Origin of the sequence: Stenotrophomonas sp. STK16_22 (assembly GCF_051984505.1) — a bacterium.
In the GTDB taxonomy this organism is placed as follows: domain Bacteria; phylum Pseudomonadota; class Gammaproteobacteria; order Xanthomonadales; family Xanthomonadaceae; genus Stenotrophomonas; species Stenotrophomonas maltophilia_A.
In genome coordinates this window covers 2,170,532-2,188,906 of sequence record NZ_CP196972.1, presented here as the reverse complement: position 1 = coordinate 2,188,906, position 18,375 = coordinate 2,170,532, and the positions used below count along the sequence as shown (strand labels likewise).

Annotated in this window: 15 protein-coding genes; 7 read left to right on the top strand and 8 right to left on the bottom strand. The window is 65.6% G+C overall.

Annotation, left to right across the window (positions count from 1 at the left end; genetic code table 11):
* Positions 1 to 104: 104 nt before the first annotated feature.
* On the bottom strand, positions 105 to 1,133 hold the full coding sequence (locus tag ACSYAO_RS10075; protein WP_059034410.1) for an alpha/beta hydrolase: 1,029 nt from the start codon (positions 1,131 to 1,133) through the stop codon (positions 105 to 107).
* A 320-nt stretch (positions 1,134 to 1,453) separates the two neighbouring features.
* On the opposite strand from ACSYAO_RS10075, the gene ACSYAO_RS10070 reads away from it, so the two are divergent.
* Positions 1,454 to 1,828, top strand: a complete 375-nt coding sequence (locus tag ACSYAO_RS10070; RefSeq protein WP_043033556.1) for a hypothetical protein — start codon at positions 1,454 to 1,456, stop codon at positions 1,826 to 1,828.
* 73 nt (positions 1,829 to 1,901) lie between these two features.
* Here the strand turns inward: ACSYAO_RS10070 and ACSYAO_RS10065 are convergent, their stop codons facing one another.
* The 5 genes from ACSYAO_RS10065 to ACSYAO_RS10045 form a co-directional block, all read right to left on the bottom strand.
* A complete protein-coding gene (locus ACSYAO_RS10065; RefSeq protein WP_005413291.1) occupies positions 1,902 to 2,291 on the bottom strand; it encodes a DUF805 domain-containing protein in 390 nt (129 codons plus the stop codon).
* A 144-nt stretch (positions 2,292 to 2,435) separates the two neighbouring features.
* Positions 2,436 to 3,734, bottom strand: coding sequence for a replication-associated recombination protein A (locus tag ACSYAO_RS10060; RefSeq protein ID WP_224481979.1), 1,299 nt, complete (start codon positions 3,732 to 3,734; stop codon positions 2,436 to 2,438).
* A 364-nt stretch (positions 3,735 to 4,098) separates the two neighbouring features.
* Positions 4,099 to 4,737, bottom strand: coding sequence for an outer membrane lipoprotein chaperone LolA (lolA, locus tag ACSYAO_RS10055; RefSeq protein WP_005413289.1), 639 nt, complete (start codon positions 4,735 to 4,737; stop codon positions 4,099 to 4,101).
* A gap of 111 nt (positions 4,738 to 4,848) precedes the next feature.
* Positions 4,849 to 6,792, bottom strand: coding sequence for a DUF3857 domain-containing protein (locus ACSYAO_RS10050; protein WP_099562509.1), 1,944 nt, complete (start codon positions 6,790 to 6,792; stop codon positions 4,849 to 4,851).
* Positions 6,793 to 6,831: 39 nt separating this feature from the next.
* A complete protein-coding gene (locus tag ACSYAO_RS10045) occupies positions 6,832 to 9,192 on the bottom strand; it encodes a DNA translocase FtsK (protein ID WP_076738922.1) in 2,361 nt (786 codons plus the stop codon).
* Between the two features lie 233 nt (positions 9,193 to 9,425).
* Between ACSYAO_RS10045 and trxB the strand changes: the two genes are divergently transcribed.
* Positions 9,426 to 10,397 carry a thioredoxin-disulfide reductase gene (gene trxB / locus ACSYAO_RS10040; RefSeq protein WP_005416486.1) on the top strand — a complete coding sequence of 324 codons (972 nt, stop codon included), beginning with the start codon at positions 9,426 to 9,428 and terminating at the stop codon, positions 10,395 to 10,397.
* A gap of 99 nt (positions 10,398 to 10,496) precedes the next feature.
* Here the strand turns inward: trxB and ACSYAO_RS10035 are convergent, their stop codons facing one another.
* Positions 10,497 to 12,005: an N-acetylmuramoyl-L-alanine amidase family protein gene (locus tag ACSYAO_RS10035; protein WP_053092856.1), complete on the bottom strand. Its 1,509-nt coding sequence runs from the start codon at positions 12,003 to 12,005 to the stop codon at positions 10,497 to 10,499.
* A 227-nt stretch (positions 12,006 to 12,232) separates the two neighbouring features.
* Between ACSYAO_RS10035 and ACSYAO_RS10030 the strand changes: the two genes are divergently transcribed.
* The 4 genes from ACSYAO_RS10030 to ACSYAO_RS10015 all read left to right on the top strand — a co-directional run bounded on the left by ACSYAO_RS10030 (position 12,233) and on the right by ACSYAO_RS10015 (position 15,016).
* Entirely contained in the window at positions 12,233 to 13,321 is a 1,089-nt protein-coding gene (locus tag ACSYAO_RS10030) for a GNAT family N-acetyltransferase (RefSeq protein ID WP_440566976.1), read from the top strand.
* Between the two features lie 65 nt (positions 13,322 to 13,386).
* Positions 13,387 to 14,127 carry a leucyl/phenylalanyl-tRNA--protein transferase gene (gene aat, locus ACSYAO_RS10025; protein WP_049460792.1) on the top strand — a complete coding sequence of 247 codons (741 nt, stop codon included), beginning with the start codon at positions 13,387 to 13,389 and terminating at the stop codon, positions 14,125 to 14,127.
* Positions 14,128 to 14,213: 86 nt separating this feature from the next.
* Positions 14,214 to 14,432 carry a translation initiation factor IF-1 gene (infA, locus tag ACSYAO_RS10020; RefSeq protein ID WP_005409596.1) on the top strand — a complete coding sequence of 73 codons (219 nt, stop codon included), beginning with the start codon at positions 14,214 to 14,216 and terminating at the stop codon, positions 14,430 to 14,432.
* A gap of 203 nt (positions 14,433 to 14,635) precedes the next feature.
* Positions 14,636 to 15,016, top strand: a complete 381-nt coding sequence (locus tag ACSYAO_RS10015; protein ID WP_049460780.1) for a hypothetical protein — start codon at positions 14,636 to 14,638, stop codon at positions 15,014 to 15,016.
* A gap of 72 nt (positions 15,017 to 15,088) precedes the next feature.
* On the opposite strand, the gene clpA is transcribed toward ACSYAO_RS10015, so the two are convergent.
* Positions 15,089 to 17,374 (bottom strand): ATP-dependent Clp protease ATP-binding subunit ClpA, encoded by a 2,286-nt coding sequence (gene clpA / locus ACSYAO_RS10010; protein WP_049460782.1) that lies wholly within the window; start codon positions 17,372 to 17,374, stop codon positions 15,089 to 15,091.
* A gap of 138 nt (positions 17,375 to 17,512) precedes the next feature.
* Here clpA and ACSYAO_RS10005 point away from each other — a divergent pair, with 138 nt between their 5' ends.
* On the top strand, positions 17,513 to 18,325 hold the full coding sequence (locus tag ACSYAO_RS10005; protein WP_049460784.1) for an APH(6) family putative aminoglycoside O-phosphotransferase: 813 nt from the start codon (positions 17,513 to 17,515) through the stop codon (positions 18,323 to 18,325).
* Positions 18,326 to 18,375 lie beyond the last annotated feature (50 nt).

The following is an 18,375-nucleotide window of genomic DNA, read 5'->3' as shown; positions in this document are numbered from 1 at the left end:
GTAGGCCGCGCCACGTGACGCGGGATTCATCGGTTGCCTGGGCCGCTGCACGCCGGCAGCCTCGCCTGGGTAGTGGGGTCGCACGGCATCGCGTGCGAAGGGATTCACTCGGCGGCGTTGTCACCACCCGTGGGGGCACCGTCACCGGCGCTGCGGTCGGTCACGCCGTACAGTTCATGCAGCGCGGCATGGAACGAGGCCGGCAGCATCGGGCCGTGTCCCAGCCCCGGGAACTCGCGGTACTGCACGCTCATGCCCGGCACCTTGGCCAACCGTTCTGACAACTGCATCGCCGCATCCGGCGTGGCGCCACCGATGCGGCGCAGGTGCGCGACCACCCGTGGGTTGCTCATGTCACGCTTGCCACGATCGCCAACACGCTCGGCACCGCCCAGCATCAACCAGAGCTTTGCCGGCTGGCCATGCACGTTCTGCACGAACTGCTGTTCCGGATCACCCAGCGCCGCGCCCTGGCTCCACCACAGCGAGGGACTGGCCGCCAGATAGGACTGGAAGGCGGCGGGACGGGTGTACAGCGCATTGAGCACGAACAACCCACCCAGCGAGTGGCCCCACAGCGCTTGCTGCTGCGTATCGATGCGTGCGCGACGCTCGACTTCCGGCTTGATGCGGCGTTCGATCACATCCAGGAAGGCCGCAGCACCACCGCCGACCGCCTGGGTCGTACCGCTCTCATCGTCGGCGCGGTCGATCCACGCGGTGTAGTCGCGGGTGCGCGCCTTGGAATCGATGCGCAGGTCATTGTCGTAGCCGATCAGCACCAGCACCGGCGGCGCCTTGCGCGCGGCCAGTTCGGCCAGCAGCGGCTGGTCCAGCACCATGGCGACGGCATTGCCGTCCAGCGCGTAGAGCACCGGGGATGGCGTCTTGCCGGCCTTGGCCGGAATCGCCAGGTTCACCCGCCAGCGGCGTTGCTGGTCGGGACTGTCCACCACGAAATGCTCGAAGCGATAGCTGGCCGCCGGCTCGTCGAGTACGGTATGGCCGATCTTCTGCAGCGGATTGCGCTGCTGCGCATGGGCGTACGGGGTGGCCAGGAGCAGACCCATCATCAAGGCGGCCAGGCCGCGGGCCAGCGGACCACGGCGCGAAGGCGGGACGAAATGCATCATCAGCGGCGGCAGGAGCGACCAATGGCCGCCGGTTCATAGGGGACCGCAGTCTACCTTAAACGCGAATGATTATCACATCGATCAAACGTCACACTGTGTATCACGCGCGCGATACGTTCATTTTCCCGGTTGCACCGGAAACACTGAATCCACTATTTTGCCCGGCAGCGGGGCGCAGGAGCGCCCTACCCTCGCAGGGCTGCGGATGGATGGGTGATCGAGCCATCGGCCGCGCCCTGTCCTTGCCAAACCTATCCACGCATGGCGTGGATCTACTGACCACCACCCACGGGAATGGATCCCGTGACTGCGAGAACGCCTTGAAGCGCACCACCCTGATCGTCCTTTCCCTTGGCCTGCTCGCACCGCTGGCCGCCCATGCCGCACAGGACCTGCCAACGCTCTACCAGGCCTTTGAAGAGGCCGGCAATTCGTCACTGGGCATGGACCAACTCAACCAGACGGTGACATTCACTGCCGTAGCACTGAGCGTTTCCAGCAACCTGGCGGGCGAGCCGCTGATCGAGGCCGGCGATGACCAGGGCAATGTCCTGGCCCGGCTGACCAGCGACGACGAACAGCAGGCGGCCAAGCTGGGCGCACTGGAAGAAGGCGCGACCTTCACCGCCAGCTGCACGCTGCAGTTCAGCTCGGGCACCGATTACCTGTCCTTCGGCGATTGCACCATCAAGTAAAGATGAAGCCGGCAAAATGCCGGCTTCATTTCTTTGCCTCTGTAGCGTCGAGCCATGCTCGACTCATGCATCATCACGGCCCCGTAGGCACCGGACCATACACGTTCTCCTGCGGCGTGCCCGGCAGCAGCGAGAAGATCATGATCACGATCCCGCCACCCGGTACCAGCGCCAGCAGGAACAGCCAGCCCGACTGGTTGCAGTCATGCAGGCGGCGTACGGTCACTGCGATCAGCGGCACGATCGTGGCCAGCCACATCACACACAGCAGCACCACCATGCCGATCAGGATGCCGGCCAGCGCTTCGGCACTGTTGCGCAGGAGGATCGCCAGCACGCCGGCCAGCAGCATCACTGCCGTTGCGACCAGGAACAGGAACAGCTGGTACATCCAGTACTCGCGGCGGTTCGCGCGACCCTCGAACTGGGCGTAGCGCTTCAACGGCAGAATCATTTCCTGCACGGCATCGATCCTTGAAAAAGTAGCCGCGCAGTGTGCCAAATGAACGCGTGCAGGACAATGTAGAGCCAAGCCATGCTCGGCTGTCGGGAGCCGTGAAGTGCTGCGAAAAGCAGTCGAGCATGGCTCGACGCCACATGAACCGGGTCAGCGGCCCTTCGCGGCGCGCGCAGCCTCGCGCTCGGCGCGCAAACGATCCAGCTTTTCCTTCAACTTGATTTCCAACCCGCGCGGCACCGGGTTGTAGTACACCCGTTCGCCCATCGCATCCGGGAAACCGGTCTGGTCGAGCGCGATGCCACCCTCCGCATCGTGGTCATACTGGTACTCGGCGCCGTAGCCCAGTTCCTTCATCAGCTTGGTCGGCGCATTGCGCAGGTGCAGCGGCACTTCTTCGGTACCACTCTCGCGCACGTCGGCCTTGGCCTGGTTGAAGGCCGCATAGCCGGCGTTCGACTTGGCGGTGCTGGCCAGGTACAGCACCAGCTGGGCGAACGCGAGTTCGCCCTCCGGACTGCCCAGTCGCTCATAGATGTCCCACGCTTCCAGCGCCATGCTCTGCGCACGCGGGTCGGCCAGGCCGATATCCTCGATGGCCATGCGGGTCAGCCGGCGCGCCAGGTAAGACGGATCGCAGCCGCCATCGAGCATGCGGGTCAGCCAGTACAGCGCGGCGTCCGGGTTGGAGCTGCGCACGGATTTGTGCAGCGCCGAGATCTGGTCGTAGAACTGCTCGCCGCCCTTGTCGAAGCGGCGGGTACGATCGGCCAGCACCTGGGTCAGGGTCTGCGGCGTGATGCGACCGCCCTCCCCGCCCGCCAGCTCGGCGGCGATTTCCAGCAGGGTCAACGCACGGCGCACGTCGCCATCGGCGGCGGTGGCGATTTCCAGCAGCAGTTCGGGAGCGACCTCGATGCCCTCCTCGCCCAGGCCGCGTTCGCGGTCGCCCAGCGCACGTTCCAGCGCCTCGACGATGTCGGTCGGCGAAACGCCTTCCAGCACATGCACGCGGCAACGCGACAGCAGCGCCGAATTCAGCTCGAAGGATGGATTCTCGGTGGTGGCACCGACGAACAGGATGGTGCCGCGCTCGATATGCGGCAGGAACGCATCCTGCTGCGCCTTGTTGAAGCGGTGCACCTCATCCACGAACAGCACGGTGCGGCGGCCTTCGGCGAAGCGTTGCGCGGCCTCGGCCAGCACCTGGCGCACCTCCGGCAGGCCGGACAGCACGGCAGAGATGGCGCGGAATTCCGCATCAGCGTACTCGGCCAGCAGCAGCGCCAGCGTGGTCTTGCCGCAGCCCGGCGGCCCCCACAGGATCATCGAATGCACGCGACCGGATTCGACCGCGCGGCGCAGCGCACTGTCCGGCGCCAGCAGGCGCTTCTGCCCGACCATTTCATCCAGGGTGCGGGGGCGCATGCGCTCGGCCAGCGGGCGCATGTGTTCCCGATCGACGCTCAGCAGATCGGGTCCGGGGAATGAAGTGGAGCGATGTCTTGGCACCCGGTCATTGTACCGCGCCGCCCAACGGTAGCGCCGGGCCGTGCCCGGCGGGCGGGACGCGATGTCTGGTAGTGCCGGCCGCTGGCCGGCAGATCAACAGCGTGTCAACCAAGGTTGACACCCACCAAGGCGGTGCCGGTTGGCACCCACCAGAGCAGTTGGCGCCGGGCCACAGGATTCGGTAGTGCCGGCCGCTGGCCGGCAGATCAAAAGCATGTCAACCAAGGTTGACACCCACCAAGGCGGTGCCGGTTGGCACCCACCCGAGCAGGTAGGGCCAGGCCATGCCCGGCGTCCGCCATCAATTACCGATGACGTCGGTGCCCTTCGGCGGGGTGAAGCTGAAGGTGCCGGCCGCGAAGCCCGGATTGCGCTTCCAGCCACTGAAGCTGATCACGGTACGCTGGCCAACCGCATCGGTGATTTCCATCTTGGCCAGGCCTTGGGCGTTGAAGCCCAGCGCGGCGTACTGGAAACTGGCTTCGGTCTCGCGCTTCGGCGACAGCGACAGCCACTGCAGGCCGTCGCGCTGCGCGGCCTCTTCGCTGACGTCGTACTGCTGCTCCAGCAGCGCCGGGTTGATCAGCGCGGTCAGCGGGCTGTTCTGCTCTTCCTTGCCCTGCTCGCGCACGGTGGCCTGCTCCAGGTCCGGCTCGTACATCCAGACCTTCTTGCCGTCGGCCACGATCAGCTGTTCGTGCGGGCGCACGTATTCCCAACGGAACAGGCGCGGCGCCGACAGGGCCACGCGACCACTGGTCGATTCCTTCACCTTGCCGCGGCTGTCGAACACCTGCTGGCTGAACTGGCCATCCAGGCCCTTCAGGCCGCTGGTGAAGGTCTTCAGGTCATCGCGGGCGCCAGCCCAGGCGCTGCCGGCGGCGGCGCAGGCCACGGCCAGGGTGGTGGTGGCAAGGAAACGGCGGAAGCGGAAGTTCATGCGGGAATCCTGTGGGCGCGGGCGCCAGGAAAGGTGGTTGCCAGTGTGCCCGGGGAAAGATGAATGGGCGATCAGGGCGACATTATGCCGCCCTGAACGTCCATCGGCGATTCAGCCACCGGATCCCGGCAGCTTGCCGTACAGCACCTGGCCGCGGAAGCCACGCCGCACTTCGCGATACAGCGCGCGGAACGCCGGATAGTCCTGCGGCTGGCACAACGCCTCTGGCCCACGCACTGCATTCTGCTGCAAGCGGTGGTGCACGATCACCTCCTGACCCTCGCGACTCCAGTCCACCCGGTACTCGCCGGCGGCATTGGCGAAACGCTGGCTGGCCGGGATGGCGATGATCGGCGCATTGGCCGGGAACTGCAGGCGATAGGTTTCCTCGCGCAGGCTGGCATTGCAGTAGAACGGTGTCTCGTTGGCCGGCGCCGAGGCGGTGGCGTACAAGCCACGCACCGACTCGCCACCCGGCGGGTCCGGCACGGCCATGCCGCCGGCCACGCTGAAGTCGGCGTAGTCCTCGGCCTGGAACGCCATGCGATAGCCAAACGGCCGGGTCAGATCGACCGGCACGCCCTGGATCTGCAGCTGCCCTCGCCCATCGAAACCGGAGGCGGCCATGATCTGCTCTTCAGCGCGCGCACGGTTCTGCGCGTTGAGCTGGGAGAACTGGGCGCGCATGCCGATCTCGGCGTTCTCGCCCAGCTTCGGAATGGTCTCTCCACGCAGGTTGCCGTTGGCGTCGAAGGTGAAACGTACTTCCATCGAGGTGGCGTTACGCTCCGGCGTGTTGGCCGGGGTGCGTGCCAGCGTGGCGTCGCGGGTACGCATCACCGGCGCACCCAGATCACCTTCCGGCAGCTGACCGAAGCGCGCCCACGCGGTGGTCGAATCCAGGTACAGATCAAACTCGGGAATGTAGGTGATGGCGTGGTTGAAGCGGCCCAGCACCGGAATCTTCGGCAGCGTCGGGCCGCCGCCGGCGCCGATCAGCACCGGCGAGCTGGCGATGCCCTTGGCTGCCAGCAGCGCCTCCAGGATCGTCACATGGTCCTTGCAGTCACCATAGTGGTTGTCGAGGATGCTCTGCGCGCTGTTCGGCTCCAGCCCGCCATTGCCCAGGTACACCGCCACGTAGCGGATGTTCTGCGCAACCCAGCGATACAGCGCATCAGCCTGCTCGCGGCGGTCGCTGATACCCGCGGTGATCTCATCAGCCAACGCCTGCAGCGCCGGGGTCACCTCAGCCGCCGGGCCCGCCTTGAGCTGGTAGGCGCGACCCATCTGCGACCAGTCACGATAGGTACTGGCCATGATGTTCGGACCGAACTCCCAGCCCGCCGCCGACCAGTTCTGCGCCGACATCGCCTCGCGACGCTGGTAGCGCCAGCGCCACTGCGCCTGGCCATTCTTCACCGTCGGCCGATCGCTGCCCTGCACGCCGCGGCTGTCGATGAACATCGGCAGGTTGGCCGGCGCACTCAGGGTGACTTCGGCGTCCTCGTACTCGGTGAACACATTGAAGGTCTCCCACAGGCCGAAATAGCCCGGGAAGTGCGGCGTGGCCTGGGTGCGGCGCACCTGGTAGTACAGGCGGGTGCCCGGGGCCAGGTTCGGAAACACGATCACCCGCACCTTGCGGTCGGCATACATCGCCGCCGAGGCGCTGGAGTAGCTTTCCTGGGTGTAGATGCGGTCGGCCGGCACGTCACGGCGCTGGCCGTCGGCGGTGATGGTGTAGGCGCCAAGCACCTCCAGGGTTTCCATCTTCTCGCTGTAGCTCAGCCGCACCTGGCTGAACTGCTCGACCGAGGCCTTGGTCTTGAGCAGCACTTCGTAGGTTTCGGTCTGCACATTGCCGGCATCCGGCCGCACCTGGTAGTCGGCGCGGTAACGGACAATGCTGAAGTTATTGCTGGCTTCGGTATCGCCGCTGGTGGAAGGCGGCGCCGTGGCGGGCGCGGAGGTGGCGGTGTCTGCCAGTGCCGGGCCGGCAGCCAGGAAGGCTGCCAGCGCCAGTGCCAGCGCGCTTGGTACGGGGTGAAGCATGCGTCGGTTCCTTGGACGTCGTGGGGGATACGTCGGGTCCTACTTCGGCGGCGGCGGTGCCAGCACCGTGCGGTCGCCGTTGTGCTCGGGCGGGCTGACCACGCCGGCCGCTTCCATGGCCTCGATCAGTCGCGCTGCACGGTTGTAGCCGATCTTCAGCCGGCGCTGCACGCCGGAAATCGATGCACGGCGGGTCTCGGTGACCACCCGCAGCGCTTCGTCATACAACGGGTCGGACTCGTCGCCGGACGAACTGTTCTCGGGCAGGCCGGTGGCGCCGACGACCACGCCGTCGCCCATCGTCTGCACTTCGTCCAGCACGCCGTCGACATAGTCGGCAGGGCCCATCGCCTTGAGGTGCTCGACCACGCGATGCACTTCATCGTCGGACACGAACGCACCATGCACGCGCTCGGGCAGCGCGGTGCCCGGCGGCAGGTACAGCATGTCGCCGTGGCCCAGCAGTGTTTCCGCGCCGGACTGGTCGAGGATGGTGCGCGAGTCGATCTTGGAGCTGACCTGGAAGGCGATACGGGTCGGGATGTTGGCCTTGATCAGGCCGGTGATCACGTCCACCGACGGGCGCTGCGTGGCCAGGATCAGGTGGATGCCGGCCGCACGCGCCTTCTGTGCCAGGCGCGCGATCAGCTCTTCCACCTTCTTGCCGACGATCATCATCATGTCGGCGAATTCGTCGATGAAGATGACGATGAACGGCAGCGTTTCCAGCGGGCGCGGCGCCTCGCCCAGCTCCGGGTTCGGCTTGAACAGCGGGTCCATCAGCGGCTGTCCTGCGTCCTGGGCTTCCTTCACCTTCTTGTTGAAGCCGGCCAGGTTGCGCACGCCCACTGCGCTCATCAGCTTGTAGCGGCGCTCCATCTCGGCCACGCACCAGCGCAGGCCGTTGGCGGCCTCCTTCATGTCGGTGACCACAGGTGCCAGCAGGTGCGGGATGCCCTGGTAGACGCTCAGTTCGAGCATCTTCGGGTCGATCATCAGCATCCGCAGGTCTTTCGGCGAGGCCTTGAACAAGAGGCTCAGCACCATCGCGTTGACCGCCACCGACTTGCCCGAACCGGTGGTACCGGCCACCAGTAGATGGGGCATGCGTGCCAGGTCGGCCACGGTCGGGCGACCGGCGATGTCCTTGCCCAGCGCCAGGGTCAGCACACTGGCCGACTTGTCATATTCCTTCGAGCGCAGCAGCTCGGACAGGAAGATCATCTCGCGGGTGACGTTGGGGATTTCCAGGCCGATCACCGACTTGCCCGGAATGACGTCGACCACGCGCACCGACTTCACCGACAAGCCGCGCGCGATGTCCTTGTCCAGCGAACTGATCTGGCTGACCTTGATGCCCGGTGCCGGCTCGATCTCGAAGCGGGTGATGACCGGGCCGGGATTGGCGCCGACCACCTGCGCATCGATGCGGAAGTCCTTCAGCTTGAACTCGATCTGCCGCGACAGGGTCTCCAGTGTCTCTTCGTCGTAGCCCTTCGGCTGTGGCTTGGGATCATCCAGCAGCGCCAGCGGCGGCAGGTCGGAACCATCGCCGTTGACGCCACGGAACATCGGAATCTGGGTATCGCGCTTGGCGCGATCACTCTTCTCGATCACCGGCTCAGGGCGCGGTTCGATCTTTACCGGCTCGCGCTTGGCGCGCACCTCGGCGTCGGCCTTGCGCACTTCCTGGCGCTCCTCGCGCATCACCCGGGTCTGCTTCCACTCGCTGACTTCTTCCTTCTTGCGCTCCAGCAGCGGTGCCAGCGACATTACGCCACGGCCGATCTTCTCCATCACCGTGAACCAGGACAGCCCGGTGGCCAGGGTGATCGAGGCCAGCAGCAATACCAGCACGAACAGGTTGGCGCCCAGCGCACCGAAGCCCACCGTGAGCGAATTGCCCACCAGCTTGCCGAGAATGCCGCCGGCACTGGCGACATCGCCACTGAACAGGCGCACGTGCAGGAAGCCGGTGCCGGCGATCAGGAAACCGACCAGACCGACCAGGCGCAGCGCCGGGTCCAGATCGTTCTCGCCCTTGCTCTCGCGCTTGAGGCCGAACATGGCGATCCACGCCAGTGCGCCGAGCACCACCGGCAACAGGAAAGCGATGTAGCCGAACAGCTGCAGCAGCACGTCGGCAATCCAGGCCCCGGCGCGGCCGCCGAGGTTATGCACCGGCGCGACCACGCTGCCGGTATGCGACCAGCCCGGATCCGTGGCTGAATAGGTGAACAGACTGGCCGCCAGATACAGCAGGGCCGGCGCGATGGCGATCAGGCCCAGATCGCGCCAGAGGCGCTGGCGGCGTGGATTGTCGGTCGTCGCCGCCGCGGCCGTGCGACGTGACGCCTTGCTGTCGTCCGACTTGGAGCGTTCAGGGACCTGCTTCGCCACCTTAGACCATACCTTTGGAATGCGCTGTTAGTGATTGATAATAAATGAGACGGCGTCAGTTTTCAGTTATGCGACGTCCGGCAAGGCAATCCGAGGCCCGGAACCACCGCTGGATGACGGCGTTCTGTTCATCGGCTTGAATCGCCCTGCCCCAGCCGCCACTCTATGAGCAGCCATGGATGCTGCGCAAACATCGCCAGCGCCTTGTCCCATCTACCTTTTCGCGAGTTTACATGAGCACCAGCCTGCCCTCCCGCCACCAGCGCCTCGTCATCCTCGGTTCCGGCCCGGCCGGTTGGACCGCCGCCGTCTACGCCGCCCGTGCCAACCTGAAGCCGGTCGTCATCACCGGCCTGCAGCAGGGTGGCCAGCTGATGACCACCACCGAGGTGGACAACTGGCCGGGTGACGCCCACGGCCTGATGGGCCCGGACCTGATGGCGCGCATGCAGGCGCACGCCGAGCGCTTCGAGACCGAGGTCATCTTCGACCATATCCACACCGCCGACCTGTCGCAGCGCCCGTTCAAGCTGATCGGCGACAGTCACGAGTACACCTGCGACGCACTGATCATCGCCACTGGCGCCACCGCCAAGTACCTGGGCATCCCGACCGAAGAGACCTTCAAGGGCCGCGGCGTCTCCGCCTGCGCCACCTGTGACGGCTTCTTCTACCGCGACCAGGACGTGGTCGTGGTCGGCGGCGGCAACACCGCCGTCGAAGAGGCGCTGTACCTGTCCAACATCGCCCGCAAGGTCTACCTGGTCCACCGCCGCGACACCCTGAAGGCGGAGAAGATCATGCAGGACAAGCTGTTCAGGAAGGTCGCCGAAGGCAAGATCGAGACCGTCTGGCACCACCAGGTGGAGGAAGTGCTGGGCAACGATGCCGGCGTGACCGGCGTTCGCGTGAAGTCCACCCTGGACGGCAGCACCCGCGACATCGACGCACACGGTTTCTTCGTGGCCATCGGCCACCATCCGAACACGACCCTGTTCGACGGCCAGCTGGCGATGAACAACGGCTACCTGGAAATCCGCTCGGGCCTGGGCGGCAACGCCACCCAGACCTCGGTGGAAGGCGTGTTCGCCGCCGGCGACGTAGCCGACCAGCACTACCGCCAGGCGATCACCTCGGCCGGCTTCGGCTGCATGGCCGCACTGGACGCCGAGCGCTACCTGGACGCACAGGGCAAGGCCAGCTGAGTCGAGCCATGCTCGACCCCGACCAAAGGCCGGCGCGAGAGCGCCGGCCTTTGTGCTTTCAGTAGTGCCAGGCCATGCCTGGCAGACCGAAGCCTGCCCTCACGCCCGTACGCACGCCTGCGAGAACTCGACCGGTGCCGTGGCAACGCCATCCGCGTCGCGCAGTACAGCACTCCAGCGCGCGACACCCGGGTCTGGGCCATTGCAGGCGAGATTGATGGTCAGCGGTTTGGCAGGGTCATCGAACGTCGTCGCCGATGGAGTGCACGCACCTTCCTCCGAACAGGACGCCAGCGAGAGCTCAACCGACACCGGATACTGGGGATTCCCGGCATATCCAAGTTCAATGTCCCGGGCCGCTTGGATCGGCACGTCGGTATCCGGCACCGGATGCAATGCCAGGGGCTCGCAGGTCTTTCCTGATGCCCACAGGCGATAGCCCTTCTCCACCCCTTTCATCGACGCCAAGCGGAAGACGGGGTCCTGCAGCGCCTTGGCATCATCCGGATTCGTGTGAAACGCCGTCTCTACGATGATCGATGGCATGTGCGCCTCTCGGTTCTCCCCCTTGTCCAGCGCGTGCGGAGCGGGAGCCACGGTGAATGCCGCATACTCAGGTAGCGAGTGGATCAGCTCCTTCATCGAGCACAGGACACTCTCTGCAAGAGCAGCATCCATCGGCCTACCAGGTTGCACGATCACACGAGTACCGCGCGCGGCCCCCGAGGGTTCTCCATTGCTGTGCAGATGAATCGCCACCTCAGCTCCGTGGTGGTTTGCGAGAAGCGGCCGACTGTTGATGTCTTCACGCTCCTCCCGATCCCAAAGCGTACTGCCTGCGTACGTGTTCCATATCTTTGTCTCGGCCGGATACTGCTCGGCAATCGCGTAGCGCGCAGCTATGGTCCACCACTCCTCACCACTCGGAGGATGAGTCGTTCCCGTGATCTGAACGCGCGGGCGGATGACAGGCATTTGGCTCCTTTGCTCGATCATCGCCTTCAGGTCCGCGGCGTACGACGGAGTCAAGAGCCCCTCCGAGACGCCATTCCATTCATCCCTTGAGGTCACCCACCGGTTGTCCTTGTAGCTGTAGAAATACCCATGCCCGGCTGCGACAAACGCCATCCCGGACCCAGGCGTTCCACGCGTCCGCCGCAGCGCTTCCCCCGCTTCCCGCGCCGCATCGTCCGCAGCCTTTATCTCAGGAAAGTAGTATTCGATCTCTTTCCCGTCATACAGAAAAACGACACGACTGAACGGAGCCGCCCGCTCGGCCCAATGCAGTAGTCCAAAACTGATCTCGCTTCGCTGATCCTCGAACGACGGCCCGTAATCGGCAGGAAGGAAGACCCGCTCCAGCGCCACGGTCACTACACCGTTGGCGATATCTGCTGATACCTCAACCCGGCGACTGCGCGCCTGGCCATCCACAAGACGAACGCGCTCCAGAATGTCGCGCGCCTTCTGGGTCAAGAGGATGTCGAGCCCAGTGTCCTGCTCCACCGCACGAGGAGCGTCAACGGCCTGCGCGGGGCTGATCAACAGTCCGCCGCCCACAAGAGACAGCAGAACAGAAAGGGATCCAAGGCGAAGCTTCTGGTTCATTTTGGCTACTCCATGCAAAGCGTGAATGCACCGCTCCAGCGGCGCAGCTCACTCTGTCCTTTCGAATTCAGGCATTCCGCAACCCAGCGCACACGGATGGAGAATTCAAATTTTCCTCACCTCCAACCGAAACAAACCAACCCAGCCCCGCCAACACCATTCGTGATCCACCTGGCCTATCCTTGCCAACCATGCCCTCCCCCCGCTTCCTCGACTCCCTGTAGTCCATTCCCGCCACGGACTGGGACGCCCTGCACGACGGCCAGAACCCGTTCGTCAGCCACGCCTTCCTCTCAGGCCTGGAACAGCACGGCTGCCTGCGCGAGGACTGGGGCTGGCAGCCCCGGCACTTCACGCTGTGGGAGGGCGAGCGCCTGATCGGCGCCATTCCGGGCTACCTGAAGACCAACTCCCACGGCGAATTCGTGTTCGACCATGCCTGGGCCAACGCCTATGCCCGCCATGGCCGCGACTACTACCCGAAGTGGCTGGGCGCGGTGCCGTACTCGCCGGTCACCGGGCCGCGCCTGCTGGCCCGTCACGATTCAGATCGCACCGCGTTGCTTTCGGTGTTGCGTGATGCACTGCCAGCACTGGAGGTGTCATCGGCCCATATCAATTTCCACACCGCAGCGGACGAGGCGCTGTTCGGCGATGACTGGCTGCTGCGCGAGGACGTGCAGTTCCAGTGGCAGAACCCGGGTGACTGGGCGACATTCGACCAGTTCCTCGGCGCGATGAACCACAAGCACCGCAAGAACATCCGCCAGGAACGGGCCAAGGTCACCCGCCAGGGCATCACGTTCCGCGTGGTGCATGGCGACGAGGCCAGCCGCGCCGACCTGCAGGCGATGTATCGCTTCTACCTGCAGACCTTCCTTGAGTACGGCAATGCCCCGGCGCTGACCGAGGCTTTCCTGCGCCATCTGGCCATTTCATTGGGACGTGGGCTGGTGCTGTTCCTGGCCGAGCAGGAAGGCCAGCCAATCGCCGGCGCACTTTGCCTGCGCGGTGGTGACACGCTGTACGGTCGCTACTGGGGTGGCGCCACATTGCCCGGCCTGCATTTCGAAGCCTGCTACTACCAGGGCATCGAATACTGCCTGCGCGAAGGGCTGAGCCGTTTCGAGCCGGGCGCACAGGGCGAGCACAAACTGGCGCGAGGCTTCCTGCCGACGCTGGTACGCAGCCGGCACTGGGTGGCCGACGCGGATTTCGCCGAGGCGCTGCAGGAGTGGTGCCGGCAGGAGCGGCGCGATGTGCGGCGGTACCGGCAGGAGCTGTTGGGGCACAGCCCATTTCGCGCGGACGGGTGACCAGCCAACCAGCGTTGGCATCTACCACGGCATTCGCGCGGGGCCGCGACGACTACAATGCCGGCATGACCCGCCAGCTGCCCTGGCGCCTGGCCGATGCGCCGGACGCTCCCTTCCCTCCTGCCGAGACCGCCCTGCGCCAGCCCGACGGCCTGCTCGCGGTGGGTGGTGACCTGCATCCAGCGCGTCTGCTCAACGCCTACGCAGGCGGCATCTTTCCGTGGTTCAGCGAGGGCGAGCCGATCCTGTGGTGGTCGCCTGATCCGCGCATGGTGTTCCGCACCGACGGCGTGCACCTGTCCAGCCGCTTCCGCCGCCAGCTGCGCAGCAGTACATGGGAGGTCAGCGCGGACACCGCCTTCAGCCAGGTGATGCGCGCCTGTGCGGCGGCACCTCGGCCCGGCCAGGACGGCACCTGGATCAGCCCGGCCATGGTCGAGGCCTACAGCCAGTTGCACGACCTCGGCTTCGCCCATTCCTTCGAAGTCTGGGACCGTCAGTCGCTGGTCGGCGGCATCTACGGGGTAGCCATCGGGTCAATGTTCTTCGGCGAGAGCATGTTCAGTGGCGCCAGCGGTGGTTCCAAGATCGCGCTGGCGGCACTGGCGTCCACGCTTCACGGCTGGGGTTGGGAGCTGATCGACGCCCAGGTGGAAAATCCGCACCTGCTGCGGATGGGCGCCGAACACCTGCCGCGCGCGGAATTCCTGCAGCACGTGCGCCAGGCCGTGCGCCGTGACAGCCGTGAAGGCTCGTGGACACAGGCCGTCGGACGCTTGCCAGCCCGGCATTTGGCCGGCGGTTAACACAAACTTTGCAAGCTGGGCCGGTCACGCGTAAAATACCGCGCCTTAGGCCCAGCGTGGCCGTTTTCTGAACCGCACAGGACTACATGTCGAAAGACGATTCCATCGAGTTCGAGGGCACCGTCAGCGAGACGCTGCCGAACACCACTTTCCGCGTTCGTCTGGAAAATGGGCACGAAATCATCGCCCACATCTCCGGCCGCATGCGCAAGAACTACATCCGCATCCTCACCGGTGACCGGGTCAAGGTTGAAATGACCCCGTACGACCTGACCAAGGGTCGTATCACCTACCGCATGAAGTAAGCGGTCGGCGCGCTGCGCCACTTCGACAAGGCCAGCCCTGGTTGCTGGCCTTTTGTCATGCCTGCAATCCGGCCCTGCCGGAGGTCATCGTGACCGAACTCACCGTGACGTCGGTCAGCCCTGCTTGCGGCAGATTCGCATCTGCATCCATAGCAGCATCGTGGGACCCGGTCCAGTCCGGACCGCCACCCCCCTGCCCCGCCATGAACATGCTCCCGCTGACCGCTCTGCTCGTCGCCCTTGCCGTGTCCGCCAGCGCAGCGCCCGTGCACGCCGCCGACACTCTTTCCACCTCCAGTGACTGCGTCCAGCTGGGCAGCGACCAGCAACTGGTGCGCGCCGGCGCCTCGCGCAACATCCTGCTGCGCAATGGCCAGGACCACTACGTCGTGCATTTCCAGGACGACTGCTCGGCGGCAGGCTACTCGCGGAAACTGAGCTTCGCTACGGACGGCCAGCAGGGTCTGCTGTGCGCTGCCGGCCGCAGCCAGCTGAACACCGATTCCAGCCGCTGCATCGTGTCGCAGATCGAACCAGTTGACGAGGCCACCTTCAAGAAGAAAGCCCGCCAGCGCAGCCGCTGACGTCGCGTACAACAAGGGCGGCCGAAGCCGCCCTTGTCATTTCAGGTCCGCCGAAACCGGCCGGGGGTCAGTTCATTCCACCGTGACCGGCAGCAGGCGCTCCGGTTCGGCCTGGGTTTCGACCACCAGCTCGTCGTCGCGCACATCGATGCTCACCTTGCCGCCGTTGACCAGCTTGCCGAACAGCAGCTCGTCGGCCAGCGGACGCTTGATCCTGTCCTGGATCACCCGGGCCATCGGACGCGCACCCATCAGCGGGTCGAAGCCGTGGTGGGCCAGCCAGTCGCGCGCGGTCGGCGTGGCCGACAGGCTGACGTGCTTGTCCTGCAGCAGCATCTCCAGCTCGATCAGGAACTTGTCGACTACGCGCAGGATGTGCTCGAAGCCCAGCGCCTGGAACTGCACCACCGCGTCGAGGCGGTTGCGGAATTCCGGGGTGAAGCTGCGGCGGATGGTCTCCATCGCGTCGGTGGCGTGGTCCTGCTTGGTGAAGCCGATCGAGCGCCGCGAGGCCTGCGCCGCACCTGCATTGGTGGTCATCACCAGCACCACGTTCTTGAAGTTGGCCTCGCGACCGTTGGTATCAGTCAGCACGCCGCGATCCATCACCTGCAACAGGATGTTGAAGATGTCCGGGTGCGCCTTCTCGATTTCGTCCAGCAGCAGCACGCAGTGCGGCGTCTTGACGATCTTCTCGGTCAGCAGGCCGCCCTGATCGAAGCCGACGTAGCCTGGAGGGGCACCGATCAGGCGGCTGATCGAATGCGGCTCCATGTATTCGGACATGTCGAAGCGGACCAGCTCGATGCCCAGCTGCAGCGCCAGCTGCTTGGTCACCTCGGTCTTGCCGACACCCGTCGGGCCGGCGAACAGGAAGTTGCCGATCGGCTTTTCCGGATTGCCCAGGCCCGAACGTGCCAGCTTGATTGCCGAGGACAGCGTCTCGATGGCCGGGTCCTGGCCGAAGATCACCATCTTCAGGTTGCGCTCCAGGTGCTGCAGCACATCCTTGTCGGTGGCACTGACCTGCTTGGTCGGGATGCGCGCCATCTTGGCGACGATCGCCTCCACTTCCTCGACGTCGATCAGCTCCTTGCGCTGCCCTTCCGGCAGCAGGCGCTGGCGGGCACCGGCCTCGTCGATCACATCGATGGCCTTGTCCGGCAGCAGGCGGTCGCCGATGTGCTTCACCGACAGGTCAACCGCCGCCTGCAGCGCCTCGTCGGAGTAGGTCACGCCGTGGTGCAGCTCGTACTTGGACTTCAGGCCCTGCAGGATCTCGTAGGTCTCGCCAACGGTCGGCTCGACGATGTCGATCTTCTGGAAGCGGCGGGCCAGTGCCCGGTCCTTCTCGAAGATGCCGCGGTATTCCTGGAAAGTGGTCGAACCGATGCAGCGCAGCTCGCCGGAGGCCAGCGCCGGCTTGATCAGGTTGGACGCATCCATGGTGCCGCCCGAGGCCGAACCGGCACCGATGATGGTGTGGATCTCGTCGATGAACAGCACCGCGTTGGGCACCTTCTTCAGTGCGGTCAGCACGCTCTTCAGGCGCTTCTCGAAGTCGCCACGGTACTTGGTGCCGGCCACCAGCGCGCCCAGGTCGAGCGAATAGATCACCGCGTCGGCAAGCACGTCGGGCACCGAGCCCTCGACGATGCGGCGCGCCAGGCCCTCGGCGATGGCGGTCTTGCCCACGCCGGCCTCGCCCACGTACAGCGGGTTGTTCTTGCGGCGACGGCACAGGACCTGGATGGTGCGCTCGATCTCGTCGCCACGACCGACCAGGGGATCGATGCGGCCGGACCGGGCCTGTTCGTTGAGGTTGCTGGCGAACTCGGTCAGGGCATCACCCTTCGGCTCACCCTCCCCGCCTTCCATGCGGCCCTCGCCGTCGGAGGAGGAGGACGGCTGCTCGCCTTCCTCGCCCAGCTTGGCGATGCCGTGGGACAGGTAATTGACCACATCCAGCCGGGTCACATCCTGCTGGTTGAGGTAGTAGACGGCGTGGGAGTCCTTCTCGCCGAAGATGGCGACCAGCACGTTGGCGCCGGTGACCTCCTTCTTGCCCGAGGACTGCACGTGGTACACGGCCCGCTGCAGCACGCGCTGGAAGCCCAGGGTCGGCTGTGTATCGCGGCCGTCATCTTCGGCCAGGCGCGACACGGAGGCCTCGATGGCCTGCTCCAGCTCCTGGCGCAGGCGTTCGGCGTCGGCACCACAGGCCTTCAATACGGCCTGGGCGGACGGGTTGTCGAGCAGTGCCAACAGCAGGTGTTCGACCGTCATGAACTCATGCCGGGCCTCACGGGCGCGCTTGTAGCACTGGCCGATGGTGTGTTCGAGGTCTTTGCTGAACATGGATTACTCCGGCGGCAGATGGGAACAATATGCGGCCTGACTACGCGATTTCCATCACCCTAGCGGATTGCTGCGTTCAGATGGCGTTAGCACTGCAGAACGCTTGATCTTCGTTCACTCCAGAAGACCTCAACCGGCATGAGCGAACCCTACCTGAGCCGCTGGCGATTGCGGCGTGATGGCCCGGCCATCGAAACGGCCCATGCCCGGCTCTGGCCGGTGCTGACCGCTGCCGGCACGCCGGCGATGCTGAAGATCAGCAGCGAAGCGGAGGAGCAGAACAGCCATCGCCTGCTGCGCTGGTGGGACGGCGACGGCGCTGCCCGCCTGCTGGCCCACGCCGGGCCGGCGATCCTGATCGAGCGTGCCGGCGGCGACTCGCTGCGGCAACGCTCGATCGAGGGCGACGATGAGGCCTGCACCACGATCCTGTGCCAGGTCCTGCAACGGCTGCACCGGCCACGGAGCGCGCCGCCAGCGGAACTGGTCTGGCTGCGTACATGGTTCGCCGATCTGCTGCAGCCAAGGGCTGCGCTGCAGCCACTGCTGGAACAGTGCAGATCACTGGCGGAGGGGTTGCTGCAGGAAGAGCGCGAGGTCCGGCCCCTGCATGGCGACCTGCACCACGACAACGTGCTCGATTTCGGCGCGCGCGGCTGGCTGGCGATCGACCCGAAGCGGCTGCTGGGCGACCGTGCGTTCGACTACACGACGATGTTCAGCAATCCGGATCTCTGTGGCCCGGGCATCCACGTGGCCACGCGGCCGGAGCGGTTTGCTGCCCGGCTGGAACAGGTCAGCGCACTGGCCGGCCTGGAGCGCACGCGCCTGCTGCGCTGGATCGCGGCCAGCATGGCGCTGTCGGCAGTGTGGTTCAGGGATGACGGCGACCCGGCCGAAGTGGACGAGGCGGTGGCGCGGATGGCGCTGGAGGCGCTGGCGGAGAGCTGAGACCCGCGCTTGGCAGGTGCCTACCTTGCTGGGGGCGCTCCATCCACGAT